Origin of the sequence: Micromonospora auratinigra (assembly GCF_900089595.1) — a bacterium.
Taxonomy (GTDB): domain Bacteria; phylum Actinomycetota; class Actinomycetes; order Mycobacteriales; family Micromonosporaceae; genus Micromonospora; species Micromonospora auratinigra.
The window spans coordinates 143037-164256 of record NZ_LT594323.1; the positions used below are offsets into that span (position 1 = coordinate 143037).

Sequence of the window (21220 nt, forward strand, 5' to 3'; positions counted from 1 at the left end):
CCGGATGGCAACCTGTAGGCGTGGCGGCATTCGCGGATCGACTCGACAGCGCTTGGGATTGGGTTTCCGCCGCCGTTGACGAGGCGCAGGACGGGTGCTGGGTCCGCGATGCCGTGGAGCGGCAGGTGATCAAGGACGTCGGGGCCGCCACCAACGCGTTGCACGGTGGGCGGCTGGCCCCGTTCATCGATGATCCGTGGCAGGTGCGTATCGGGCGGATCGCCAACTGGGCGGGGGTGATCCGGTTGGCTGCCCGAGCGGGTGCCTGGGAGCTCCAACCCGTTGTCGGGCAGCGCCCGCCCCGGCCTGCGGGCATGGCCGAGCTGCTGTCCGGAATCTACGCCGTCGGCGAGCAGGGCGAGCGTTGGATGCAGCAGTTCCTGAAAGGAGACGGCCCTCCTGCGGAGGATGCGATTGCCAAGGCCGAGGCGTTCCTGACCGGACCCGGCTCCGTCGAAGATCTCGAGCAGTTCTTCGACGACTGATTCCGTCCGCCATCGACCCGGCCTGCTCCCCGGAGGGCGGCTCGATGGGGAGGTCAGAAGTGCGTAGCCAGTTGCCGCGGGTGGTGTTTGACTCCTGCTGGTGATCGATGACGGGCAGCTACGCGCGTGTCTCGCGACCCAGTGGGGACTGGCGGACGCGACGGTTCAGGTGCACAACGGCGGCATGAACTCCGCGACGTGGTTCGTCTCCGAGGGCGGTGAGCGGTGGGTGGCCAAGGCAGTTGCGCCGGGATCGCGCCGCTCCTTCATCGGCGGCCTCGAGGTCGCGGCTCACGTCCAGGCGGCAGGCGTACCGGCGGGTACCCCGGTGGTGACTAGGCACGGAAGCCTCGTCGCCGATGTCGAGGGAGTGCCGCTCGGGTTGTTGACCTGGGTCGCAGGCAGTGAGCTGCTCGGCGCGAGACCGGATGAGCAACGGCTGATCGGGGTAACCCTGGCGCGGGTGCACTCGGCCCTCAGAAGCGTGACGGTCGCGGAGGCCGACCGGTTCCACTGGGTCGACGCGCAGGCAGCACATCTGGCAGTTCGTTCCTGGGTCCGACCCGCGGTGGCGGCCGCCCTCGCGGGGTACGAGGCGCTTGGGGTCGGGTCCATGTCGTGGGGCCTGCTGCACACCGATCCGGCGCCGGAGGCATTCCGGCTCGACCGCGAGACCGGAGCGTGCGGACTGATCGACTGGAGTGTCGCGATGAGCGGTCCGCTGCTGTACGACCTCGCGTCGGCGGTGATGTATGTCGGAGGCCTCGACAACGCGGACCACCTGGTGGAGGCGTACCTGGAGGGCAGGACGATGACGAGCGCCGAGGTGGAACACGGCTTGCCGGCCTTGCTCCGGTTCCGCTGGGCGGTGCAGGCTGACTACTTCGCCCGCCGCCTTGTCGCCGACGACCTGACCGGGATCACGAGCGCGGCCGACAACGACGTTGGCCTGGAGAATGCGCGTCGATGGCTCGGCCGCTCGGCGGCTGGCGATCAGTCGTCGAGATCGTAGTCGGACTGCTCGACGAGACCTGCCACGAAGGTTTCGAAGTCGGGGGCGAGGACCGTGATCTGGTAGTCGCGCTCCTGGTCGACGTGTACGACGGGCGGCTCACCGGGCGAGCGGTAGTCGAGGGCGATCATGTCGTGGCCCGCCGACGGGCAGTCGACGAGGTAGACGCCGATGTCGGGGTAGCGCCATTCGGCGACCCAGAACGCGCTGCCGAGCGGGCCGCAGAGGCTGAATTCGGCAGTCCGGCCGATCGCCGCGAGCGCGTACACGCCGACGTGGTCCTTGGCCCATGAGGTTCGGCGGGGTGCGGGGTGGGCCGCACGGGCGAACGCGCCGCCGTTGTGTCGACGGGCCAGGTCCACGTACGCGGCAGGCAACCGGTGGCCGAGCTGCGCTTCCACCGCCCGTAGGGTCTCGTCGGTGAGCCGATCCTCGAACGGGCCGGATTCGTCGAAGACAGTTGCGGGATCGAGCACGGGTCGACGGTAGTCCGTCGGAGCCGGTCCCGGGGCGCCGGTGTCCCGTTGCTGTCGACAGCAACGGGGACGATGCCGCTGACGGGGCTAGAATTTCGCGGTGCTCGACGTGCTGAAGCTGGAACCGCTCTTGTTTCCCGCCGAGTTCTCGTCACACCGTATGCGGATCCTCGTCAACGGCCTTGACGTGGTGGCAACGGCATATCCACCCGACGGCTTTCACGGGATGCCGGTAGCCGGATTCGCGCCCTCGTGGCTGCTGGGACCGGACGGGCTCGCTGTGTCAGCGGAAGCCCGGGAGATCGCGGTAGGTGGATCCGACACGACCGAGGACGCACTGACAGTCCGCGTTCATCAGGCCGGCTCCGAAGTGATCTGGGACTGCTGGCACCTGACCGCCATCGGCAGGGTGCTCAGAGCGAGGCCCGAGATCGGGCTGGGCATCTTCCGGTTCGACCCGCAGGCCTACGCGCGTGAGTTGGCCCGGGCGACGGGGCGGGCCAACCGAGGGTGGCCGGCACGATGGGTTGCCGAAGACCTCCGAGCCGTGTTGTGGCGGGAGGGATTCGGGCAGGACGGCGGACCGTGGATACGCAGCTATGTCGCGATCCGTGCGCCGGAGGAACGCCCGGACCTGGTCGAGGTCAGCTACTACGCCCGCGACCGGAGCGGGCAGCGATTCGCTTTGCCGGGCAGATATGTCGTGACCTTCCCGGTCGACGAGACTGATCCAGCCGCTCAGGCCCAGGCCATCGCGCACCGACTCGGCCACGAGGACTTGAAACCGCTATCGGCGCACCAACCGCCGAGACGGCGCCTGACCGCGCTCATCTGATGAGACAGGTCACTGCTGTCGACGGCAACGAGGTGTGAGTTCGGGCCCGGCGTCATCGACTCCGGAGGATTAGGGTCTGGTCGTGGCGATGGCGGTGCGCAGGCTGGTCCTGATCGGGCCGCCCGGCGCGGAGACGGCCGAGGTGGCGGACCGCCTCGCCGGTGGACTCGGCGTCATCTCGACCTCCATGCTGGACGCGGTGCAGTCCGCGGTACGTGCGGGTTCGCAGTTGGGCGACGAGCTGCGTCGGTTCATGAACGCCGGGCAGGCGCCACCGCTCGACCTGGTGGCCGCCACCGTGCAGCGCCGGCTCGGCGAGCCCGACGCGGTCGGCGGCTTCGTCTTCTGGTCGGGGTTTCCGGTGCTGCCGGTGCTGCGGTCGCTGGAGCCGGTGGGGTTCCAGTTGGTCGAGCTGGTCCTGGCCGACGCCGAGGCGGCACGCCGGTTGACGGGGCGTCGTCTGTGCCGGGGATGCGGGACGCGCTGGCACGTCGAGTCGTCGCCGACGCGCGTCGACGGCGTCTGTGACCGGTGCGGGAGCGGGTTGGTCCATCGTGCGGACGACTTCCCGGCGGCCGTCGCCCACCAGTTGAGCGCCTACCGCAGGCAGAGCGCCCCCGTCCTGGCCCGCTACCGCCTCGCGGGTTCCTTGCTCAGCGTCGACGCCACCCGCCCACCGGACGAGATCGTGACCGAGCTGACCGGTCGACTCGCGCGGAGTTGATCGAACGGTCGGGCCGAGCCGGGACGGCGTAGGCGCCGCCGGGCGGCTTCGGGTACCACGCCGGACCATGCGCCCGTGGGGCGGGCTCGTCATGACTCGCCCGGCAGGTATCAGGCAGTGTGCGGGTGTCCGAGGGTGGGTGTCGCCTCTGGCTGGGCCACCTTCCGGGGCGGCTGGGATCCTGGTGGGATGAGCCAGGAGCAGGCACAGGTGCTGACCCGTGGTGCCAACTGCGCGGTCGTCCAGCTGACGGGCCGGGCATTTCCCGGCATTCATGTCCAGGGCGACACCGTCGCTGCGCTGTGGAGGCAGCTCGCGGAAGCAGCTCGTACGCTGCGCGAGGAGCCCGGTGACGGCGAGGCCCTCGACGACCTGGACCACGCCATCCGCGAGGTGGAGGGCTTCCTCGGCTTCTACGAGGCGACGCTCTCGGAGCGGGGGATCCGGCGGCCGTACTGACCAGGGTGACCGCGACAGCAGCCCTGTCCTCTGGCGGCTCAGCGCGGATGCGCCGGCCAGCGGTCGATGTGCCGCCGGAACCACGCCGCCGCCGCGGCGGCATCGGTGGTCGGATCGACGCAGTCGAGCCGTAGCCCGGCGGGGCCAGCGGTGGCGATCATGGCCGCGTCGGCGCGCACCCCGTCGTCCCCGTTGAGGCAGGAGGGGCTCCAGCCGCCGCGCAGGCCCTTGCCGTCGTAGTCCAGCCGCAGGGTCTGGTAGATCCGGTTGTCCTGGGTGAAGTCGTACGACACGGTCATCCACAGGGTGCCGTCATCGTCCTGGTGGTACCAGTCCTGGATCTCCGGTAGCCGGGCGGCGAGTTCCGCGAAGAAGGTGCTCTCCTCGGCCGTTGGATCAGCGTCCCGCATGCGACTCAGTCTTCCAGGTCAGGAGTGCCTGGCTCGGACGAAGTCCGCGTAGTCCGCTCCGGCGACCCCGTGGTTGACCCGGCGATGCGGCGCCGTCCCCGTCGTACGCTCTGCCTCGCCCTGCTCCTTCCGGTGACGGCCGTGCTGATGGTGCTCGCCGGGCTCGGCGTCGCGCCGAAGGTGCTGGTGCCGCTGGTGTGGCTGTTCGCCCTCGCCATGGGGTTGGGCGTGCTGACGGCGTGGGCCGCGGCGCTCCTCCTGTCTCGGAGCACCTCGCGCTACTCGGGTGCGGCCCGCGGCACGCTCGACATCCGCAAGGTCCGGGGCCTCATCCGGCAGGTGGCCAGGGACGTGGTGAACGTCCTCAGGTGGTGAGGTGGGCAGGTCAACCGTCCAGCTGTGGTGAGCCGAGTTCCTCGCGCAGCTGCCACACCAGGTCCTGGAAGGCCGCTTCCGCCGCTGCCTGGTCGTCGGCATCGGCGTCCGGGTCGAGACGGTCGAGAGCCCGCGCCACGTCGTTCGCCAGGGTCACCGTCCGTGGGCTGCCCAGCAGGCTGAGGGTGGAGCGCGCGGTCTGCATCCGGCTGCGCCACTCCCGCCGGTCGTCCTCGTCCATGCCCGCCTCACCCACCCGGCGGTGCTGGCTGAGCAGGTAGCGGGTGCTGGTGATGTAGTCGACCGCGCCGCGGAACCGCTGGTCGCGCAGCCAGTGCCGACGCTCGCGCCGGGCCTGGAGCCACGCGCCGAGGGCGACGACGACGAGGCTGGCGAGGGCGCCGAGGCCCGCCGCACCGAGGTTCCCCATGGCGGTCGAGCGTACGAAACCAGCGGTGCCCCGGCCAGACCCGATAAGCCAAAGAGGTCTTTGACATCAGCCAACTGCCAAAGTAACCTTTGGCATATGCGCGTCACGGATCCTCAAGCGATCAAGGCCCTGACCCACCCGATGCGGCTCGACCTGCTGGAACTGCTCGCCACCAGCAGCCCGGCCACGGCGGCACAGTGCGCCCGGATCCTCGGCGTGCCGCAGGCGAACTGCTCCTTCCACCTGCGGCAACTGGCCAAGTACGGGTTCGTCGAGGACGCCGGGCCGGGCGACGACCGCCGCGAGCGGCAGTGGCGGATCGTGGACCCGCGGCCAACGATCCGCATCGACTCCGGCGGGGACCAGTTGCTGCGCCGGCAGCTCGAGGACGTGGTCATCGACCGGGAGACCGCCGCGATCCGCGCCTACACCGCCCGCGAGCAGGACGAGAGCCCGCCCTGGCGGCAGGCGCTCGGAATGGCCACCGCGGTGGCCGCGCTGACTCCCGAGGAGGCCGCCGACCTGCGCGCGAAATGGCTGTCCCTGCTGGAGCCCTACCTGCGCCGCGACGACGACCCCCGGTCCGACCGGCGCCACGTCCGTTACTTCTTCGCCGCCACCCCCCTGGGAGAGACCCGATGAACGACACGACCAGCGCCCTCGACGTCGAGTGGAACCACGGCACGCCCCGCCGGGCGCGGACCGCGGAACCGAAGATCCAGATCCACTGGTACGACGAGCGCACCGCCATCCTGCGGCAGAGCAAGACGGTCAACTACGAGGCGCCCTTCCTCTACCTGCTCATCGGCGACGAACGCGCGCTGTTGCTGGACACCGGCGCGACCGCCGATCCGCAACTCTTCCCGCTCCGGGCGACCGTCGACGAACTCCTCGCCCAGCGGACCGGCGACGCGGCGTACCCCTTGGTGGTGGCGCACTCGCACGGGCACAACGACCACGTGGCCGCCGACCCGCAGTTCGCCGACCGGCCGGCGACCACGATCGTCGGCCACGACGTCGACGCGGTACGGGAGTTCTTCGGCTTCGGTGCGTCCTGGCCGGTCGGGTCGGTGTTCTTCGAGCTGGGCGGGCGGGAGCTGACGGTGCTCGGATCGCCGGGCCACCACCGGGCGGCCATCACGATCCACGACCCGCGTACCGGAATCCTGCTCACCGGTGACACGGTCCTGCCCGGACGCCTGTACGCCTTCGACTACCCCGCCTTCCTGGCCACCCTGGACCGGCTGGTCGCCTTCGCCGAAGAGCACGAGGTCAGCCACGTGCTCGGCTGTCACGTCGAGATGCGGTCCGAGCCCGGCCGCGACTTCCCGATCGGCGCCGGCCACCAGCCGGGCGAACGCGCGCCGCAGCTGACCGTCGCGCAGTTGACGCAGGTGCGCGACGCGGCGCACGCGGTGGCGGCGCGGCGCGGCGTGCACCGCTTCGACGACTTCCTGATCTACAACCAGCCCCGCCGGCTGGACATGATCAAGCTGGTGGCGCGGGGACTGGCCCACAAGGCGTTGCGGCGCTGAGCGGGGTCGCCGGGGCGGCGGGATCAGCGCAGCTTCGGGTCGAGTGCCTCGCGGATCGCCTCGCCCAGCATCACGAAGCTGATCACGGCGGTGACGAGGAAGGCGCAGGGGAAGAGCACCATGTGCGGCGAGACCTGGACGTACCGCTCGCTCTCCCCGATGGAGATGCCCCAGGACACCACCGGCTGCTTCAACCCGATGCCCAGGAAGGACAGGGTCGCCTCGGCCCCGATGAACGAGCCGACCATGATCGTCGAGTAGATCAGCAGCGGTGCCAGGCAGTTGGGCAGCAGGTGCTTGAGGACGATCCGGCTCGTGCTGGCACCCAGTGCCCGGGCGGCGAGGACGTAGTCGGCCTCCTTGGCGGCCAGCACCGAGGAGCGCATCAGCCGCATCACGACCGGCCAGCTCAGCGCGACCAGGGTCACGGTCACCATGGTGATGATCTTGTATTCGCTGTTGTCCCGGTCGGCGCCGTTGAACGTGGTCAGGATGACGAGCGCGCCGAGCATGAACGGCATGCCGAAGAAGACGTCCGAGATCCGGGACAGCACGCTGTCGAGCCAGCCGCCCCGGTAGCCCGTGACGATGCCCAGCGCGCCGCCGAACAGCAGGGTGCCGATGGTGGCGAGCAGCGCCACCACGATCGAGGCGCGGGCACCGTAGATGGTCCGGGCGAACACGTCGCGGCCCTGGAGGTCGTACCCGAACCAGCCGTCGGCCGACGGTCCCACCCGGCTGCGGGAGAGCGCACCGTTGATCGGGTCGCCGGAGGTGAACAGGGACGGGAACGCGGCCATCACCACGAAGAGCACGATGAGCGTGGCCGAGACCCAGAACAACGGGTTGCGCCGCAGGTCGTGCCACGCGTCGCCGAGCAGGCTGCGGGGCTTCTCCGGTGGCTGCGCACCGGCGGGTGGCCCGGGGTCCGCCTGCCCGGCCGCGTCCGGTCGGTCGAGCTCCCGGGTGCTGACCATCGACGCGGTACTCGGGTCACTCATCTGCGGCTCCTCCGGGGTGTACGACGGAGGGCGAGATCCGAACCCCCGTACGGATCAGGACAGGTTGGCCCGGTCCGCTGGTTGTCACGTCGGTCCCACCGGATGGAGGCGGCGAGTGGCCCGTCAGCGGCGACACCGTTGACGGGCCACCCGCCGCTCGGTCAGCTCGGTTCGACGGGGAGCCACAGCTCGCAGGTCGCGGTGCTGAAGTCGTCCGCGTGCTCCAGGGTCGCGACCAGCGAGGGTCCCGGTCGCAACCGCCACGGGTTGGCGGGGAACCACTCGGTCGCGGTCGCCGCCCAGGTGTCCTGGAGGGCCTGCGGGTGCGGTCCGCTGCTGCGGAAGACCGCCCAGGTGCCGGCCGGCACCTCGATGGCGTCGAGGTCGCCGGGGATCGGCGTCGCCGTGGACACCGCGACCCCGTGCAGGTAGGTCAGTTCGGTGCCGTCGGGGTCGAGGTCGTCGCAGACCTGGAGCAGCCCGGCGGGGTCGGTGTCGCCGAGGGCCTTCAGTCGCTGGTGTTCCTGGGGCGGCAGTGCGGTGACGTGCCGCTGGATGTGCGGGTTGACGCCCTGGTGGATGAGCGGGACGCGGGCGGCGTGGCCGACCAGCCGGAACGCGGCGCGGTCGGTGAGGCGGGTGTCCATGGGGGTGCTCCCTTCGACGGTCAGGCGGAACCTGAGCTGTGGTTGTGCGCGAAGGGGGCCACCGTTGCGGCGGACGTCAGCGGGGCCGACGCCGTGGACCGCCCGGAAGGCACGTCCGAACGCCTCGGTGGAGCCGTAGCCGTACCGCACGGCGATGCTGAGCAGATCGTCCCGACCCCGGACGACGTCGGTGGCGGCGACGGTCATCCGGCGTCGGCGGACGTACTCGGACAGCGGCATGCCGGCCAGCGACGAGAACATCCGCCGCAGGTGGTACCCGGTCGTGCCGGCCGTCCGGGCCAGCGCGTCGACGTCGAACTCCTCGGTGAGGTGCTGCTCGGTCAGGTCGACGAGCCGGTTGAGTGCCGCGATCACGGGGCCTCCCTTCGACGTCGAGCCTCGCCGGACGGCCCCGGCCGGCGCCCGACCGTAGCGGTCCGATCCGATCATCCGCCGGGACCGGCAAAAATCTGCGTGGCACGCATATTTGCGGGGCGCGCAAGGAATGCTACCGTGGTGTCATGACAGGGCTGCGGGAGCGCAAGAAGGCCGAGACGCGGGCGGCGCTCGGCTGGGCCGCGATCCACCTCACCGCCGAGCGCGGCTACGACAACGTCCGCGTCGAGGACATCGCCGAGGCGGCCGGCGTGTCCCCGCGTACCTTCAACAACTACTTCTCCAGCAAGGCCGAGGCGATCGCCTCCCGCCACCTCGACCGCAGCCGGCGCACCGCCGCCGCGCTGCGCGAACGTCCCGCCGACGAGCCGCTCTGGACGGCGCTCACCGCCGCCGCGCTGGAGCAGTTCCGGCCCGGCCCCGAGGTCGAGGCGATGCCGACCCCGGCGCACGACCAGTGGGCGACCGGCGTCCGCGCCATGATGGCCGAGCCCGCCTTGCAGGCCGAAGGGCTGCGGGCGAACGCGATCGCCCAGGGCGAGCTGGCCGCCGCGGTCGCCGAACGCACCGGCACCGATCTCGCCACCGACATGTATCCGAAGCTCGTCGCGGCCGCGGCCACCGCCGCCGTCACGGTCGCCATGCAGCACTATCTCGACAGCGTCGGCCCGCCCACCCCGATGGAGCGCCTGATCACCGACGCCTTCGCCCAGGTGGCCGCCGGCCTCCCGGCGCCGCCGCGCTGACGCGTCGTCGCGCCGTACCCCGTCCCACCCACCACTCCAGCCGCGTCGCCCCCGCGACGGGCCCGGCCGCGCGCCGCGCCCGTCGTGGCGATGTCGCACGCCCGGAAGGGACCCTTGCCATGATCGATGTCGTCATCGCCGGAGCCGGCCCGAACGGTCTGCTGCTCGCCTGCGAACTGGCCCTCGCCGGCGTCCACCCGGTCGTCCTCGAACGGGAGGTGACGTCCGAACGCGAGCCGCGCGCCAACGGCATCGTCGGTCAGGTCGTCCGCCTGCTGGACCGGCGCGGCCTGCACGAACGGCTCACCGGGGACAGCGCCCCGCCGGTCCCGCTCCCCGCCTTCACCTTCGGCGCGTTCCCGCTGGACCTGACGATGCTCGCGGACAACCCGCACTACGCGCTCGGCGTGCCGCAGGCCCGATTGGAGGCCACCCTCGCCGCCCGGGCCGCCGAACTCGGGGTGGACCTGCGCCGCGGCCACGAGGTCGTCGACCTCCGCCAGCGAGCCGACGCCGTCGAGGTCCACCTCGCCGACGGTACGCAGCTCAGCTGCCGGTTCCTCGTCGGCGCGGACGGTGGCCGCAGCGCGGTACGCCGCCTCGCCGCCATCGACTTCCCCGGCACCACCGTCGACCGGTCGATCTCCCGTACCGCCACCGTGACCGTCCCCGCCCCCTTCCTCGACCCGGTGACCGGCGGCCTGCGCGGCCCCGGCGACGGCGTCGTCCCGCCGTTCCAGCACACCCGCACGCCGCACGGCATGATCGTCTGGGCCCCGTTCCCCGGCCGCCCGGCGATCCTCAGCACCACCGAGTGGCCCGACGCGCCCACGCGCGACGAGACCCCGATGAGCCTGGCGGAGCTGCGCGCCAGCGTCGCCCGGGTGCTCGGCGTCGACATCCCGCTCGGCGCGCCCGACGGCCCCGGCCTGCTGCGCCGGCTGACCGGCGGCAACACCCGCATCGCCGAGCGGTACCGCGCCGGCCGGGTGCTGCTGGTCGGCGACGCCGCGCACGTGCACCCGGCGATCGGCGGCCCGGGGCTCAACCTCGGCCTCTCCGACGCCGCCAACCTGGGCTGGAAGCTCGCCGCGACGGTACGCGGCTGGGCGCCCCCGGGCCTGCTCGACACGTACGAGTCCGAGCGTCGCCCGGTCGCCGAGCGGGTGGTGATGTCCACCCGGGCCCAGTCGGCGCTGATCGGGCCCGGCGACGACGTCACCGGCCTGCGCGAACTCTTCGCCGAACTGCTGCGCAAGCCGGAGGTGACCGGGCACGTCGCGGCGCTGATGTCCGGCGCGGACGTCCGCTACCCGGCCGACCCCGCCGACCCGCTGGCCGGGCGCTGCGCCCCCGACGTGGTCGTGCACGGCGACCACGGCCCGACCCGCCTCGCCGAGCTGACCCGGACCGCCCGACCGCTGCTGCTGGGCTCCACCGGCGGTCACGCCGACGTCGCCGCGCCCTGGCGGGACCGGGTCGACGTGGTCACCGGCGCGCTGACCGGCACCTCCGCCACTGCGCTGCTGATCCGCCCGGACTGCTTCGTCGCCTGGTCCGCCGGGGACGCCGACACGCTGCGCGCCGCCCTCACCCGCTACTTCGGCCTTCCGCACTGACCGGAGACCGGACGTACGTCCGGGTGCCCGCCAGCATGGCGTCGTACCAGGATCAGTCGGCGGAGGCGTCGAAGCCGGTGGCCCGGATGAACCGGGCGGGGACGCCGGCCACGACGGCGTTCGCCGGTACGTCCCTGGTCACGACCGAGCCGGCACCGACGATCGCCCCGTCGCCGATCGTGACGCCCGGAACCACGGTCACCGCCGCGCCGAGCCACACCCGACGGCCGAGCACGATCGGCGCCGGAATCATGTCGCCGCGCCGGTGCGGGTCGGCGTGGTGGTTGAGCGTGGTCAGGGTGCTGCCGTGGCCGATGAGCGTGCCGTCCCCGATCGTGATCCCGCCGGTGTCCTGGAAGCGGCAGCCGATGTTGACGAAGACGTCCCGGCCGAGCCGCAGGTTCCTGCCGAACTCGCTGTAGAAGGGCGGGAAGACGGTGACCGAGTCGTGCACCTCCCGGCCGGTGAGTCGTGCCAGCAGCGCCCGTACCTCCTCGGGGGTGCGGTATCCGCCGTTGAGTTCGGCGACGATCCGCAGGGCCTCCTGGGCCGCGCCGTGCATGAACCGGTGTTCAGGCGAGCCGCCCGCGATCGCCTCGCCACGGTCGACGTGATCGAGGAAGGCCGGTAGGTCGATCTCCTGCATGTCACTCCACTTCGTCGACGGGACGTGCCGGGTTCAGAGGGTCAGCAGGACCTTGGTGGCGGTGCGCCGATCCATGGCGCGGTAGCCGTCGGCCGCCCGGTCCAGCGGCAGGGTCAGGTCGAAGACCTTGCCGGGGTCGATGGTGCGGTCCCAGATGAGCCGGATCAGCTCGGGCAGGTACTGCCGCACCGGGGCCGGTCCGCCGTGCAGGTGTACGCCGGCCATGAAGAGTTCGTCACCGGGGACGGCGACGTCGTGGGAGACGCCGACGAAGCCCACGTGTCCACCGGGGCGGGCCGACCTGATCGCCTGCATCATCGCCTCCTGGGTGCCGACGGCCTCGATGACCGAGTGCGCCCCCAGCCCGCCGGTCAGCTCCTGGATCCGCGCGACGCCGGCGTCGCCCCGCTCCTCGACGATGTCGGTGGCGCCGAAGTCGCGGGCGAGCGCCTGCCGGTCCGGGTGGCGGCTGAAGGCGATGACGCGCTCGGCGCCGAGCTGCCGGGCGGCGAGGACGCCGAGCAGGCCGACCGCGCCGTCGCCGACCACCGCCACCGTACGGCCGGGGCCGGCCTGGGCGGCGACCGCGGCGAACCAGCCGGTACCCAGCACGTCGGACGCCGCCATCAGGGACGGGATCAGGTCCGGCTCGGGCATCCCCGGGGTGGCCACCAGGGTGCCGTCGGCCAGCGGGACCCGGGCCCGCTCGGACTGCGTACCGAGGGTGCCCATCAGCACCCGGTGCGGGCAGTACGCCTGGTAACCGGCCCGGCAGATCTCGCAGGTGTTGTCGGAGGCCCAGAAGGAGCCGACGACGAAGTCGCCGACCCTGATCGTGCGGACGTCGGCACCGACCTCCTCGACGACACCGACGTACTCGTGCCCCATCACCTGGTGGTCGACCGGCTCGGCGCCCCGGTACGGCCACAGGTCGCTGCCGCAGATGCAGGTCGCCGTGAGGCGGATGATCGCGTCGGTCGGTTCGACGATCCTCGGGTCCTCGCGCTCCTCGACCCGGACGTCCCCGGGTCCGTACATGACGACTCCACGCATGGCGGAAGGCTCCTCTTCTGGATCTCGGGCCGCGGATTCCTCCCGCGCTGCCGTCGCGCAGCGCCGTGAGCGGCCCCACGGCATCGAGTGAAGCCGCCCGCGCGACGTGCGAAAAGGCACTGCTGATGGGTGTACCGACAGGGCACCCTTCGTGCCCTCCGGCGGGCCGTCGGGCGGCATAGGCTCGACGGCGTGGACAACCGCGACGACGTGCGCCAGGAGGTGCGCGAATTCCTGACCACCCGCCGGGCCCGGATCACCCCGGACCAGGTGGGGCTGCCGACCTCCGGGAGTCGGCGCGTACCCGGCCTGCGGCGCAGCGAGGTCGCGGCGATCGCCGGGCTCAGCGTCGAGTACTACGCCCGTCTCGAACGCGGGCAGGTGGCCGGCGCCTCCGCCGGGGTGCTGGAGGCGCTCGCCCGGGCGCTGCAACTCGACGAGACCGAGCGCGCCCACCTCTACGACCTGGCCCGGGCGGCCGACGGGATCCCCACCTCCGGGCGTCCGCGACGACGCGGTCCCACCCGCGCCGTCTCCCGACCGAGCCTGCGGTGGGCGCTCGAGGCGATCACGGACGGGGTCGCCTTCGTCCGCGACCCGCGGCAGAACCTGCTCGCCACCAATGCCCTGGGCCGGGCCTTCTACTCGCCCTGCCTGGGCGACGGCGGGCGGATGCCCAACCTGGCGCGGTTCCAGTTCCTCGACCCCATCTCCCGCGACTTCTACCCCGACTGGGACCTGTTCGCCGAGATGTGCGTGGGGATCATGCGGGCCGAGGCCGGACGGGATCCGCACGACCGTGGCCTCCAGGACCTCGTCGGCGAGTTGTCCACCCGCAGCGAGACGTTCCGGCGGCTCTGGGCCGACCACAACGTCCGTACCCACGGCACCGGCACCAAGCGGTTCCGGCACCCGGTGGCCGGCGAACTCACCCTCGCCTACGAGGAACTCGCCATCACCGCCGAGCCCGGACTGGTGCTCATGATCTACACCGCCGAGCCCGGTTCACCCTCCGCCGAGCGACTCCGTCTGCTCGCCTCGTGGGCGGCACCGGCGGACCTCTCGGTCGGCGATCACCGAACTACTCGATGAAGGACAACGATGCAGATCACCCGTAGCTCGCTCGACACCGGCAAGGGCCCCGCCGACTGGTTCACCGGCGACGTCTACATCGACGCCGTCGCCGCCGCGCCGCCGCCGTCCCGGGTGACGGCGAACCTGGTGCACTTCATGCCCGGCGCCCGTACCCACTGGCACCGCCACCCGCTCGGCCAGACCGTATTCGTCACCGAGGGCGTCGGCCTCTGCCAGCGCCGGGGCGGCCCGGTCGAGGTCATCCGTCCCGGCGACCGCGTGCTCTTCGAGGCTGACGAGGAACACTGGCACGGGGCGGCGTCGAACCGACTCATGGTCCACCTCGCGATCAACGAGGGCGACGACGAGCACGACGTCGTGCACTGGCTCAGCCCGGTCACCGACGACGAGTACGCCGAGGCTCCCGCCCTCGACCGCTGAGCACCGACGGCGTGCCCCGGGTCGACTCACCGAAGGAGCAGCATGGCGGAAACCCGGCAGGTCCTGTTCGTTCAGGGCGGCGGCGCGGGCGTGCACGACGAGTGGGACGACCGCCTGGTCGACAGCCTGCGCCGGGAGTTGGGGGAGGGGCACGAGGTCCGCTACCCGCGGATGCCCGACGAGGGCGACCCGGACCACGCCTCGTGGAGCGCGGCGATCCGGCGGGAGCTGGCGGCGTTGGACGACGGCGCGGTCGTCGCCGGTCACTCGGTGGGCGCGACGATCCTTCTCGACGTGCTCGCCGCGCCGTCGCCGGACCGCCGGCCGGCGGCGATCGTGCTGATCGCCGCCCCGTTCGTCGGTGCCGGCGGCTGGCCGGGTGACGGGTTCGCGCTGCCGCCCGACCTGGGCGCGCGGCTGCCGCAGGGCGTACCGGTGCACGTGTTCCACGGCCTGGCGGACGAGACCGTCCCACCCGCGCACGCCGACCTGTACGCCCGCGCCGTGCCGCAGGCCCGGCTGCACAGGCTGCCCGGGCGCGACCACCAGCTCAACGACGACCTGAGCGAGGTCGCGGCGGTGATCGCGCGCCTCGGGTGAGGCAGCACACCCGAGGCACTATCGTTCGGGCGTGCACATCCGTTTCGACGTCCCGGTCGATCCCGACTACCCGGGCCGGGTGGCCGCCGCGCTCAGCGCCGTCCGGCTGCGCCGGTTCGGCCGGATCGGCGCGCTGCTGGCGGCCGTCGGGGCGGTCGGTCTGGTGGTCGCCGAGCTGGTGGCGGGGGGCGACCGGTTCGCGCCGCTGTGCGTGACCCTGGTGGTGGCCGGCCTGCTGTCGATGCTGTACGCCCCGTGGGTGCGCCGGCGCGCCCGGCGTCGCTCGGCCGGGTACGCCGTCGAGGGCGGCTACGACATCACCGACGAGAACATCATGATGCGCAGCGGCTCGGAGTCGGGCGGCATCGCCTGGGACGGCGTCGCCCGGGTCACCGAGACCCCGGAATTCTGGATCGTGTACGTCGGCCGGATGCCGGCCACGGTGATCCCGCGCCGGTTGATGTCCCCGGCCGACGACGGGACGCTGCGCGCCTTCATGGCCGACCGCGGGCTGCTCCCGCCGGCGTGAGCCGGGCTCAGCCGACCTGGCTGTTGTCCTTGAGCGCGCCCCACCCGTGCCACCGGTCGACCTCGATCAAGGCGCTGACCCGGGCCCGCTCGCGGCGCGGGTACGGGTTGCCGGTGTAGTGCCGGGAGAGCCGGTCGATGTCGGTCAGGTCCTCGTCGTCGCGCAGCTCCACGACGCGCCCGACGACGCTGACGTGGGTGTACCAGCCCTGCTCGTCCAGCACGGTCAGGGTGACCCGGGGGTCGTTGCGCAGGTGACCGAGGCGCCGACGGCCCTCGTCCATGTTCACCAGGATCCGGCCGTCGTCCTCCCACAGGTACCAGGTGGCGGCGGAGACCGGCTGGCCGTCGGGGCGCAGCGTGGCGATGACGGCGGGGTTCGGCTTGCGCAGCATGGTGACGGCGGATTCGGGCAGCGGCGGCTTCGACATGGCTCTCCTTCGCGACGGTCCTGACCCCGCACTGTACGGACCGGCGGTGCCCGTCGCAGCGCGTCGGGACACCTCGGGCCCTGGGCGAAATCGGTCAGGTACAGTCCATCATCCGATGTGGATCATGCACTCGACCCTGGAGGACTGCGTGCGCAGATTTGCCCGACGCCTGTCGACCTCGCTGCTGGCCGCGACCGTCGCGGTGGTGACGTTCGCGGCACCGGCCCGGGCCGCGAACCCGTACACCCCCGCCCAGGCGTGTGGCAACGAGTTCGGCGGTTCCTGGACGGCGTCCTCGGACGGCCACCGGTCGATCGTCGCCGACAACGGCGTCAAGCTGGGCGATGTCTACCTGATGTACAACTACGCGACCGACTACAACTGCGTCACCATGATCAAGGCGCGGGACATCGGCACGGCCAGCCCGATCAAGGCCAGCATCAAGGTGGACGTGGAGGGCACCCTGCGCGAGTGGCAGTCGGACTCGGGCTCCTACAAGTACTACGCCGCGGTCCAGCGCTACGCGAACAACATGTGCGTCCAGTACTACGGCAGCGCCCTCTACGGCGGCTACTGGCAGGGTAACGGCAGGACCACCTGGGGCAACTGCATCTGATCGGCTCCGGTCGGCGGGCGCGCGGGTCGACCGCGCGCCCGCGGGCTTGACCTTGACGCAGCGTCAACCCCGCATGCTGTCACCATGTCCACCGAACACCACGCGGCGACCGGGCCCGAGCGCGGCCCCGCCATCCAGGTCAGGGGCCTGGAGAAGTCGTACAAGGAACTGCACGTGCTGCGCGGCGTCGACCTCGACGTGGCGCGCGGCAGCATCTTCGCCCTGCTCGGCTCCAACGGGGCCGGCAAGACCACCCTCGTCAAGATCCTCTCCACGCTGCTCCGGGCGGACGCCGGAACGGCCACCGTCGACGGCGTCGACGTCGCCGGCCAGCCGGCGCGGGTACGCGAGTCGATCAGCCTGACCGGTCAGTTCGCGGCCGTCGACGAGATCCTCACCGGGCGGGAGAACCTGGTGCTGATCGCCCGGCTGCGGCACCTGCGGGAGCCCGGCCGGATCGCGGACGAGCTGCTGGCCCGCTTCTCGCTGACCGACGCGGCAGGCCGGCGGGTGGCGACGTACTCCGGTGGCATGCGCCGCCGGCTCGACATCGCGATGAGCCTGATCGGCGACCCGCCGGTCGTCTTCCTCGACGAACCCACCACCGGGCTCGACCCGCAGGCCCGCATCGAGGTGTGGCAGGCCGTCCGGGAACTCGCCCGACAGGGCACCACGGTGCTGCTCACCACGCAGTACCTCGACGAGGCCGAACAGCTCGCCGACCGGATCGCGATCCTGCACCGGGGCCGCATCATCGCCGACGGCACCCTCGCCGACCTGAAGCGGCTGCTCCCGCCGGCCACCGTCGAGTACGTCGAGAAGCAGCCCACCCTGGAGGAGATCTTCCTCGCCATCGTCGGCGACGACCGCGCCGCCCCCGCCACCACCCCCGCCGGCACGAGCAACTGAGGACCCTGATGAGCAAGCACTTCCTCGGCGACACCGCCACCCTGCTGGGCCGCTCCCTGCGCCACATCGCCCGCAGCCCGGACACCATCATCACCACCGCGATCATGCCGATCGCCTTCATGCTGCTCTTCGTGTACGTCTTCGGCGGCGCAATCGAGACCGGGTCCGGCCGCTACGTGAACTACCTGCTGCCCGGCATCCTCACCATCACCGTGGCCTCCGGCATCTCCTACACCGCGTACCGGCTCTTCCTGGATCTGAAGGGCGGCATCTTCGAGCGGTTCCAGTCCATGCCGACCGCCCGCTCGTCGGTGCTCTGGGCGCACGTGCTGACCTCGCTGGTCGCCAACCTGATCTCGCTCGTGGTGGTGGTGCTGGCCGCCCTGCTGATGGGCTTCCGCTCGGGGGCCGGCGTGCTCGACTGGTTGGCGGTCGCCGGCATCATGCTGCTGTTCACACTGGCCCTGACCTGGCTCGCCGTCATCCCGGGCCTGACCGCGCAGTCGGTGGACGGCGCGAGCGCCTTCTCGTACCCGCTGATCTTCCTGCCCTTCGTCAGCTCCGCCTTCGTGCCGACCGGGAGCATGCCCGGCCCGGTGCGGGCCTTCGCCGAGCACCAGCCGGTGACGGCCATCGTGAACACGATCCGCGACCTGTTCGCGCAGCAGCAGGTCGGCGACGACATCTGGGTCGCCCTCGGCTGGTGCGTCGCCCTCCTCGTCGTCGCCTATGGCCTCGCCATGAGGGTCTACCGGCGCAAGGTCAGTTGACGATGCGGCTCCGTGCGGCAGGCTGAGCCCATGTTGACGATCGGACGGCTGGCGTCGTACGCGGGAGTGACGATCCGCGCGGTGCGGCACTACCACCAGATCGGGCTGCTCCCGGAGCCGGAGCGGGACGCCTCCGGCTACCGGACGTACGACGCGGCGGCGGTCGTGCGGCTCGTCCGGATCCGGACCCTGGCCGAGGCCGGCGTCCCGTTGGCCCGGGTCCGCGAGCTGCTCGACGCCGACCCCGCGACGTTCGCCGCCGCGACTGCCGAGATCGACCGGCAGCTGCGTACCCAGATCCGCACGTTGCAGGAGCACCGGCGGCGGATCGCGCTGCTCGGCTCCGGCGACTCGCTGGCCGTCCCGGCCGAGGTGGTCGACTACCTGGACCGCCTGCGGGCCGTCGGTGCGCCGGCGCTCGTCGTCGAGGCCGAGCGCGACGCGTGGATCCTGATGGCGGCGCGCTGGCCGGAGAAGATCCCGGCGTTCATGGCCGACAAGGTGGGCCAGTTGGCCAACCCGCAGGTCGTGCGCTTCTACCGGCTCGTCGGCCGGATCGCGGAGAACGTGCACGACGACGCGCTGCTGGTCGAGGCGGCCGACCTGATGAGCGAGCTGTTCGCGCAGGCGGAGGCGAGTGGGGAACTGGAACTCCAGGACGAGGTCACGCCCGACCCCGCGTTCGTGAAGCTGATGGACGCGTTCGCCGAGGGCGCCCATCCCGTCGTCGGTCGGCTGCGGGAGCTGCTCGCCGCGCGCGGGTGGGACGGGTGGACCCGGGTCGAGAAGCGCGTACCCCGGGGCTGACCGGGTCGGGATAGGGTGCGGTCGATGACGGGGGAGGCCGAGCCGACGACGTCGGTGCTGCGCGGGTTGGCGCGCAACCCGGCGGCACCGGACGAGGTGCTGCTGCGGCTGCTCGCGCTGTGGCCGGACCAGGCGTACGCGGGGCTCTCGCGCCGCGCCGAGCTGCCACCCCGGGTGCGGGACGCGATGCCCCGGCACCCCTCGCCCCGGGTGCGCGGCGCGCTGGCGGCGCGCCCGGCGGTCGACGCCCGGACCCGGGCCGCCCTGCTGGCGGACCCTGCGTGGCGGGTGCGGCTCCTGGACCGCCCGGCCTGACCCAGGGTGCGGGTCGGCCGGCCTGGATCGGGTCCCCTTGACGGATGTGATGTTATCGCTCACAGTCGATGGCAACACGGCGGCAACATCCCTGACTCATGCGATGGGTTGGGGGCTCTTCGTGGCGGGTCCCGGGCCTGCGTCGCCGCGCCGTGGACTGCTTGTTATCGCTCACACACGGTCCGGCTCGCCTGTCGCGCCGGGCCCTGCCGTCATCGAAGGAGGATGATGTTCGCCTTTCGGAGGTCCGCATCGACCGCGTCGCCGGCGCGGCGTCGCAGGTGGTTGCCCCGGGCCGTCGGTGCCGCGCTCACGGCGGTGACGGTCGGCGTGGCCGCCGCCGCGGTGGTGTCGTCGCCGGCCGCCGCCGCGACGGTCGACACCAGCGCCTGGTACGTGCTGGTCAACCGCAACAGCGGCAAGGCCCTGGACGTCTACAACCTGGCCACCAACGACGGCGCGCGGATCGTGCAGTGGACCCGCAACAACGGCAACCAGCAGCAGTGGCAGTTCGTGGACTCGGGCGGCGGCTACTACCGGCTGCGCTCCCGGCTCTCCGGCAAGGTGCTGGACGACTACAACTTCTCCACCGCCAACGGCGCCAGCATCGTGCAGTGGACCGACCTCAACGGGACCAACCAGCAGTTCCGGCTGGCCGACTCCGACAGCGGCTACGTCCGGCTGATCAACCGGAACAGCAACAAGGCGATGGAGGTGCAGGGCGCCTCGACCGCCGACGGCGGGAACATCGTCCAGTACGACGACTGGAACGGCAGCAACCAGCAGTGGCAGCTCGTCCGCGTCGACGGCGGCGGCACCCCCACCACGCCGCCGCCGAGCGGCGGCTGCACCCTGCCGTCGACGTACCGGTGGTCGTCGACCGGTGCGCTGGCGCAGCCGAAGTCGGGCTGGGCGTCGCTGAAGGACTTCACCAACGTCGTCCACAACGGCAGGCACGTCGTCTACGCGACCACCCACGACACCGGGACGTCGTGGGGCTCGATGGCCTTCAGCCCGTTCACCAACTGGTCGGACATGGCCTCGGCCGCGCAGAACACGATGCCGTTCTCGGCCGTCGCGCCGACGCTGTTCTACTTCGCCCCGAAGAACATCTGGGTGCTCGCCTACCAGTGGGGCGGCACGGCGTTCTCCTACCGGACGTCGAGCGACCCGACCAACGTCAACGGCTGGTCGGCGCAGCAGACGCTGTTCACCGGGAGCATCTCCGGCTCCGGCACCGGCCCGATCGACCAGACGCTGATCGGCGACGGCACGAACATGTACCTCTTCTTCGCCGGGGACAACGGCAAGATCTACCGGGCCAGCATGCCGATCGGGAACTTCCCCGGCAACTTCGGCTCCAGCTACACCACGATCCTGAGCGACACGACCAACAACCTCTTCGAAGGTGTCGAGGTCTACAGGATCCAGGGCCAGAACCAGTACCTGATGCTGGTCGAGTCGATCGGGTCGCAGGGTAGGTACTTCCGGTCGTACACGGCCAGCAGCCTGGGTGGTTCGTGGACGCCGCAGGCCACCAGCGAGAGCAACCCGTTCGCCGGCAAGGCCAACAGCGGCGCCACCTGGACCAACGACATCAGCCACGGTGACCTGGTCCGCACCAACCCGGACCAGACCAAGACCGTCGACCCGTGCAACCTGCAACTGCTGTACCAGGGCCGGGCCACCAACTCCGGCGGCGACTACGGCCTGCTGCCGTACCGGCCGGGGGTGCTCACCCTGCAACGCTGACGACGTACCCGGCAACGGGGAGCCCGGCCCGCGACCGCGCGGGCCGGGCTCCCGCCCGTGCCTGGCGGGACGGGGGCAACCGCCGGCAGACTGGTGGCGTGCGCACCGAACCCGTCACCGCGGACCCG

At 71.7% G+C, this 21220-nt stretch carries 28 protein-coding genes; 20 read left to right on the forward strand and 8 right to left on the reverse strand.

Annotated elements, in window-relative coordinates; genetic code table 11:
• Window positions 1-20 precede the first annotated feature (20 nt).
• Complete coding sequence (locus tag GA0070611_RS00680; RefSeq protein WP_091655826.1) at window positions 21-485, forward strand: hypothetical protein; 465 nt, start codon at window positions 21-23, stop codon at window positions 483-485.
• A 100-nt stretch (window positions 486-585) separates the two neighbouring features.
• The gene (locus GA0070611_RS00685) at window positions 586-1497 is read left to right on the forward strand and encodes a phosphotransferase enzyme family protein (RefSeq protein WP_091655827.1); all 912 of its coding nucleotides are present in this window, start codon (window positions 586-588) and stop codon (window positions 1495-1497) included.
• On the opposite strand, the gene GA0070611_RS00690 is transcribed toward GA0070611_RS00685, so the two are convergent.
• Window positions 1479-1973: an SMI1/KNR4 family protein gene (locus GA0070611_RS00690; RefSeq protein WP_091655828.1), complete on the reverse strand. Its 495-nt coding sequence runs from the start codon at window positions 1971-1973 to the stop codon at window positions 1479-1481. The two genes, GA0070611_RS00685 and GA0070611_RS00690, sit on opposite strands and share 19 nt — an antisense overlap.
• Before the next feature lie 100 nt (window positions 1974-2073).
• Between GA0070611_RS00690 and GA0070611_RS00695 the strand changes: the two genes are divergently transcribed.
• The 3 genes from GA0070611_RS00695 to GA0070611_RS00705 all read left to right on the forward strand — a co-directional run bounded on the left by GA0070611_RS00695 (window position 2074) and on the right by GA0070611_RS00705 (window position 3991).
• Window positions 2074-2808, forward strand: coding sequence for a hypothetical protein (locus GA0070611_RS00695; protein ID WP_091655829.1), 735 nt, complete (start codon window positions 2074-2076; stop codon window positions 2806-2808).
• Window positions 2809-2896: 88 nt separating this feature from the next.
• Window positions 2897-3532 (forward strand): adenylate kinase family protein, encoded by a 636-nt coding sequence (locus GA0070611_RS00700; protein WP_231921589.1) that lies wholly within the window; start codon window positions 2897-2899, stop codon window positions 3530-3532.
• A gap of 189 nt (window positions 3533-3721) precedes the next feature.
• A complete protein-coding gene (locus tag GA0070611_RS00705; RefSeq protein ID WP_091655831.1) occupies window positions 3722-3991 on the forward strand; it encodes a DUF6959 family protein in 270 nt (89 codons plus the stop codon).
• Between the two features lie 38 nt (window positions 3992-4029).
• On the opposite strand, the gene GA0070611_RS00710 is transcribed toward GA0070611_RS00705, so the two are convergent.
• Window positions 4030-4401 carry a hypothetical protein gene (locus GA0070611_RS00710; protein WP_091655832.1) on the reverse strand — a complete coding sequence of 124 codons (372 nt, stop codon included), beginning with the start codon at window positions 4399-4401 and terminating at the stop codon, window positions 4030-4032.
• A gap of 84 nt (window positions 4402-4485) precedes the next feature.
• Between GA0070611_RS00710 and GA0070611_RS00715 the strand changes: the two genes are divergently transcribed.
• Entirely contained in the window at window positions 4486-4776 is a 291-nt protein-coding gene (locus GA0070611_RS00715; RefSeq protein WP_157740148.1) for a hypothetical protein, read from the forward strand.
• Window positions 4777-4786: 10 nt separating this feature from the next.
• On the opposite strand, the gene GA0070611_RS00720 is transcribed toward GA0070611_RS00715, so the two are convergent.
• Window positions 4787-5206: a hypothetical protein gene (locus GA0070611_RS00720; RefSeq protein WP_091655834.1), complete on the reverse strand. Its 420-nt coding sequence runs from the start codon at window positions 5204-5206 to the stop codon at window positions 4787-4789.
• A gap of 96 nt (window positions 5207-5302) precedes the next feature.
• Between GA0070611_RS00720 and GA0070611_RS00725 the strand changes: the two genes are divergently transcribed.
• Together GA0070611_RS00725 and GA0070611_RS00730 are read left to right on the forward strand one after the other, a co-directional pair.
• Complete coding sequence (locus GA0070611_RS00725) at window positions 5303-5848, forward strand: ArsR/SmtB family transcription factor (protein WP_091655835.1); 546 nt, start codon at window positions 5303-5305, stop codon at window positions 5846-5848.
• Window positions 5845-6741 carry an MBL fold metallo-hydrolase gene (locus tag GA0070611_RS00730; RefSeq protein WP_091655836.1) on the forward strand — a complete coding sequence of 299 codons (897 nt, stop codon included), beginning with the start codon at window positions 5845-5847 and terminating at the stop codon, window positions 6739-6741. The genes GA0070611_RS00725 and GA0070611_RS00730 overlap by 4 nt, the downstream gene beginning before the upstream one ends.
• Before the next feature lie 23 nt (window positions 6742-6764).
• Here the strand turns inward: GA0070611_RS00730 and GA0070611_RS00735 are convergent, their stop codons facing one another.
• Together GA0070611_RS00735 and GA0070611_RS00740 are read right to left on the reverse strand one after the other, a co-directional pair.
• Window positions 6765-7742 carry an ABC transporter permease gene (locus tag GA0070611_RS00735; RefSeq protein WP_091655837.1) on the reverse strand — a complete coding sequence of 326 codons (978 nt, stop codon included), beginning with the start codon at window positions 7740-7742 and terminating at the stop codon, window positions 6765-6767.
• A gap of 161 nt (window positions 7743-7903) precedes the next feature.
• On the reverse strand, window positions 7904-8764 hold the full coding sequence (locus tag GA0070611_RS00740; protein WP_091655838.1) for an AraC family transcriptional regulator: 861 nt from the start codon (window positions 8762-8764) through the stop codon (window positions 7904-7906).
• A 146-nt stretch (window positions 8765-8910) separates the two neighbouring features.
• On the opposite strand from GA0070611_RS00740, the gene GA0070611_RS00745 reads away from it, so the two are divergent.
• Complete coding sequence (locus GA0070611_RS00745) at window positions 8911-9531, forward strand: TetR/AcrR family transcriptional regulator (protein WP_091655839.1); 621 nt, start codon at window positions 8911-8913, stop codon at window positions 9529-9531.
• 119 nt (window positions 9532-9650) lie between these two features.
• On the forward strand, window positions 9651-11150 hold the full coding sequence (locus GA0070611_RS00750; protein ID WP_091655840.1) for an FAD-dependent monooxygenase: 1500 nt from the start codon (window positions 9651-9653) through the stop codon (window positions 11148-11150).
• A gap of 52 nt (window positions 11151-11202) precedes the next feature.
• Here GA0070611_RS00750 and GA0070611_RS32115 read toward each other — a convergent pair whose 3' ends face one another.
• Both GA0070611_RS32115 and GA0070611_RS00760 read right to left on the reverse strand, forming a co-directional pair.
• Window positions 11203-11796, reverse strand: a complete 594-nt coding sequence (locus GA0070611_RS32115) for a DapH/DapD/GlmU-related protein (protein ID WP_269456340.1) — start codon at window positions 11794-11796, stop codon at window positions 11203-11205.
• A 33-nt stretch (window positions 11797-11829) separates the two neighbouring features.
• Window positions 11830-12849 carry a zinc-dependent alcohol dehydrogenase family protein gene (locus GA0070611_RS00760; RefSeq protein ID WP_091655841.1) on the reverse strand — a complete coding sequence of 340 codons (1020 nt, stop codon included), beginning with the start codon at window positions 12847-12849 and terminating at the stop codon, window positions 11830-11832.
• Between the two features lie 129 nt (window positions 12850-12978).
• On the opposite strand from GA0070611_RS00760, the gene GA0070611_RS00765 reads away from it, so the two are divergent.
• From GA0070611_RS00765 to GA0070611_RS00780, 4 genes are read left to right on the forward strand one after another with little or no spacing between them, the layout of a single operon-like run.
• Entirely contained in the window at window positions 12979-13941 is a 963-nt protein-coding gene (locus tag GA0070611_RS00765) for a helix-turn-helix transcriptional regulator (protein WP_091655842.1), read from the forward strand.
• A 9-nt stretch (window positions 13942-13950) separates the two neighbouring features.
• Window positions 13951-14364 (forward strand): (R)-mandelonitrile lyase, encoded by a 414-nt coding sequence (locus GA0070611_RS00770; protein ID WP_091655843.1) that lies wholly within the window; start codon window positions 13951-13953, stop codon window positions 14362-14364.
• A gap of 42 nt (window positions 14365-14406) precedes the next feature.
• On the forward strand, window positions 14407-14964 hold the full coding sequence (locus tag GA0070611_RS00775; protein ID WP_091655844.1) for an alpha/beta fold hydrolase: 558 nt from the start codon (window positions 14407-14409) through the stop codon (window positions 14962-14964).
• A 31-nt stretch (window positions 14965-14995) separates the two neighbouring features.
• The gene (locus GA0070611_RS00780; RefSeq protein WP_091655845.1) at window positions 14996-15493 is read left to right on the forward strand and encodes a YcxB family protein; all 498 of its coding nucleotides are present in this window, start codon (window positions 14996-14998) and stop codon (window positions 15491-15493) included.
• A 7-nt stretch (window positions 15494-15500) separates the two neighbouring features.
• Here GA0070611_RS00780 and GA0070611_RS00785 read toward each other — a convergent pair whose 3' ends face one another.
• Window positions 15501-15923, reverse strand: coding sequence for a PPOX class F420-dependent oxidoreductase (locus GA0070611_RS00785; RefSeq protein ID WP_091655846.1), 423 nt, complete (start codon window positions 15921-15923; stop codon window positions 15501-15503).
• 115 nt (window positions 15924-16038) lie between these two features.
• Here GA0070611_RS00785 and GA0070611_RS00790 point away from each other — a divergent pair, with 115 nt between their 5' ends.
• The 6 genes from GA0070611_RS00790 to GA0070611_RS00815 all read left to right on the forward strand — a co-directional run bounded on the left by GA0070611_RS00790 (window position 16039) and on the right by GA0070611_RS00815 (window position 21092).
• Complete coding sequence (locus tag GA0070611_RS00790; RefSeq protein WP_091655847.1) at window positions 16039-16539, forward strand: hypothetical protein; 501 nt, start codon at window positions 16039-16041, stop codon at window positions 16537-16539.
• A gap of 84 nt (window positions 16540-16623) precedes the next feature.
• A complete protein-coding gene (locus GA0070611_RS00795; RefSeq protein WP_091655848.1) occupies window positions 16624-17448 on the forward strand; it encodes an ABC transporter ATP-binding protein in 825 nt (274 codons plus the stop codon).
• Window positions 17449-17456: 8 nt separating this feature from the next.
• The gene (locus tag GA0070611_RS00800; RefSeq protein WP_091655849.1) at window positions 17457-18218 is read left to right on the forward strand and encodes an ABC transporter permease; all 762 of its coding nucleotides are present in this window, start codon (window positions 17457-17459) and stop codon (window positions 18216-18218) included.
• 30 nt (window positions 18219-18248) lie between these two features.
• The gene (locus GA0070611_RS00805) at window positions 18249-19025 is read left to right on the forward strand and encodes a MerR family transcriptional regulator (RefSeq protein ID WP_091655850.1); all 777 of its coding nucleotides are present in this window, start codon (window positions 18249-18251) and stop codon (window positions 19023-19025) included.
• 24 nt (window positions 19026-19049) lie between these two features.
• Window positions 19050-19340, forward strand: coding sequence for a hypothetical protein (locus GA0070611_RS00810; RefSeq protein WP_091655851.1), 291 nt, complete (start codon window positions 19050-19052; stop codon window positions 19338-19340).
• A 228-nt stretch (window positions 19341-19568) separates the two neighbouring features.
• Window positions 19569-21092, forward strand: coding sequence for a non-reducing end alpha-L-arabinofuranosidase family hydrolase (locus GA0070611_RS00815; RefSeq protein ID WP_091655852.1), 1524 nt, complete (start codon window positions 19569-19571; stop codon window positions 21090-21092).
• The last annotated feature ends 128 nt before the right edge of the window (window positions 21093-21220 follow it).

What these genes read in the sequence shown, in the direction of transcription:
- GA0070611_RS00700 (WP_231921589.1), top strand. Translation starts at nt 2,897, where the DNA reads ATGGCGGTGCGCAGGCTGGTCCTGATCGGGCCGCCCGGCGCGGAGACG.
- GA0070611_RS00705 (WP_091655831.1), top strand. Translation starts at nt 3,722, where the DNA reads ATGAGCCAGGAGCAGGCACAGGTGCTGACCCGTGGTGCCAACTGCGCG.
- GA0070611_RS00710 (WP_091655832.1), bottom strand. Translation starts at nt 4,401, where the DNA reads ATGCGGGACGCTGATCCAACGGCCGAGGAGAGCACCTTCTTCGCGGAA.
- GA0070611_RS00715 (WP_157740148.1), top strand. Translation starts at nt 4,486, where the DNA reads ATGCGGCGCCGTCCCCGTCGTACGCTCTGCCTCGCCCTGCTCCTTCCG.
- GA0070611_RS00720 (WP_091655834.1), bottom strand. Translation starts at nt 5,206, where the DNA reads ATGGGGAACCTCGGTGCGGCGGGCCTCGGCGCCCTCGCCAGCCTCGTC.
- GA0070611_RS00725 (WP_091655835.1), top strand. Translation starts at nt 5,303, where the DNA reads ATGCGCGTCACGGATCCTCAAGCGATCAAGGCCCTGACCCACCCGATG.
- GA0070611_RS00730 (WP_091655836.1), top strand. Translation starts at nt 5,845, where the DNA reads ATGAACGACACGACCAGCGCCCTCGACGTCGAGTGGAACCACGGCACG.
- GA0070611_RS00735 (WP_091655837.1), bottom strand. Translation starts at nt 7,742, where the DNA reads ATGAGTGACCCGAGTACCGCGTCGATGGTCAGCACCCGGGAGCTCGAC.
- GA0070611_RS00745 (WP_091655839.1), top strand. Translation starts at nt 8,911, where the DNA reads ATGACAGGGCTGCGGGAGCGCAAGAAGGCCGAGACGCGGGCGGCGCTC.
- GA0070611_RS00750 (WP_091655840.1), top strand. Translation starts at nt 9,651, where the DNA reads ATGATCGATGTCGTCATCGCCGGAGCCGGCCCGAACGGTCTGCTGCTC.
- GA0070611_RS32115 (WP_269456340.1), bottom strand. Translation starts at nt 11,796, where the DNA reads ATGCAGGAGATCGACCTACCGGCCTTCCTCGATCACGTCGACCGTGGC.
- GA0070611_RS00760 (WP_091655841.1), bottom strand. Translation starts at nt 12,849, where the DNA reads ATGCGTGGAGTCGTCATGTACGGACCCGGGGACGTCCGGGTCGAGGAG.
- GA0070611_RS00770 (WP_091655843.1), top strand. Translation starts at nt 13,951, where the DNA reads ATGCAGATCACCCGTAGCTCGCTCGACACCGGCAAGGGCCCCGCCGAC.
- GA0070611_RS00775 (WP_091655844.1), top strand. Translation starts at nt 14,407, where the DNA reads ATGGCGGAAACCCGGCAGGTCCTGTTCGTTCAGGGCGGCGGCGCGGGC.
- GA0070611_RS00785 (WP_091655846.1), bottom strand. Translation starts at nt 15,923, where the DNA reads ATGTCGAAGCCGCCGCTGCCCGAATCCGCCGTCACCATGCTGCGCAAG.
- GA0070611_RS00790 (WP_091655847.1), top strand. Translation starts at nt 16,039, where the DNA reads ATGTGGATCATGCACTCGACCCTGGAGGACTGCGTGCGCAGATTTGCC.
- GA0070611_RS00795 (WP_091655848.1), top strand. Translation starts at nt 16,624, where the DNA reads ATGTCCACCGAACACCACGCGGCGACCGGGCCCGAGCGCGGCCCCGCC.
- GA0070611_RS00800 (WP_091655849.1), top strand. Translation starts at nt 17,457, where the DNA reads ATGAGCAAGCACTTCCTCGGCGACACCGCCACCCTGCTGGGCCGCTCC.
- GA0070611_RS00805 (WP_091655850.1), top strand. Translation starts at nt 18,249, where the DNA reads ATGTTGACGATCGGACGGCTGGCGTCGTACGCGGGAGTGACGATCCGC.
- GA0070611_RS00810 (WP_091655851.1), top strand. Translation starts at nt 19,050, where the DNA reads ATGACGGGGGAGGCCGAGCCGACGACGTCGGTGCTGCGCGGGTTGGCG.
- GA0070611_RS00815 (WP_091655852.1), top strand. Translation starts at nt 19,569, where the DNA reads ATGTTCGCCTTTCGGAGGTCCGCATCGACCGCGTCGCCGGCGCGGCGT.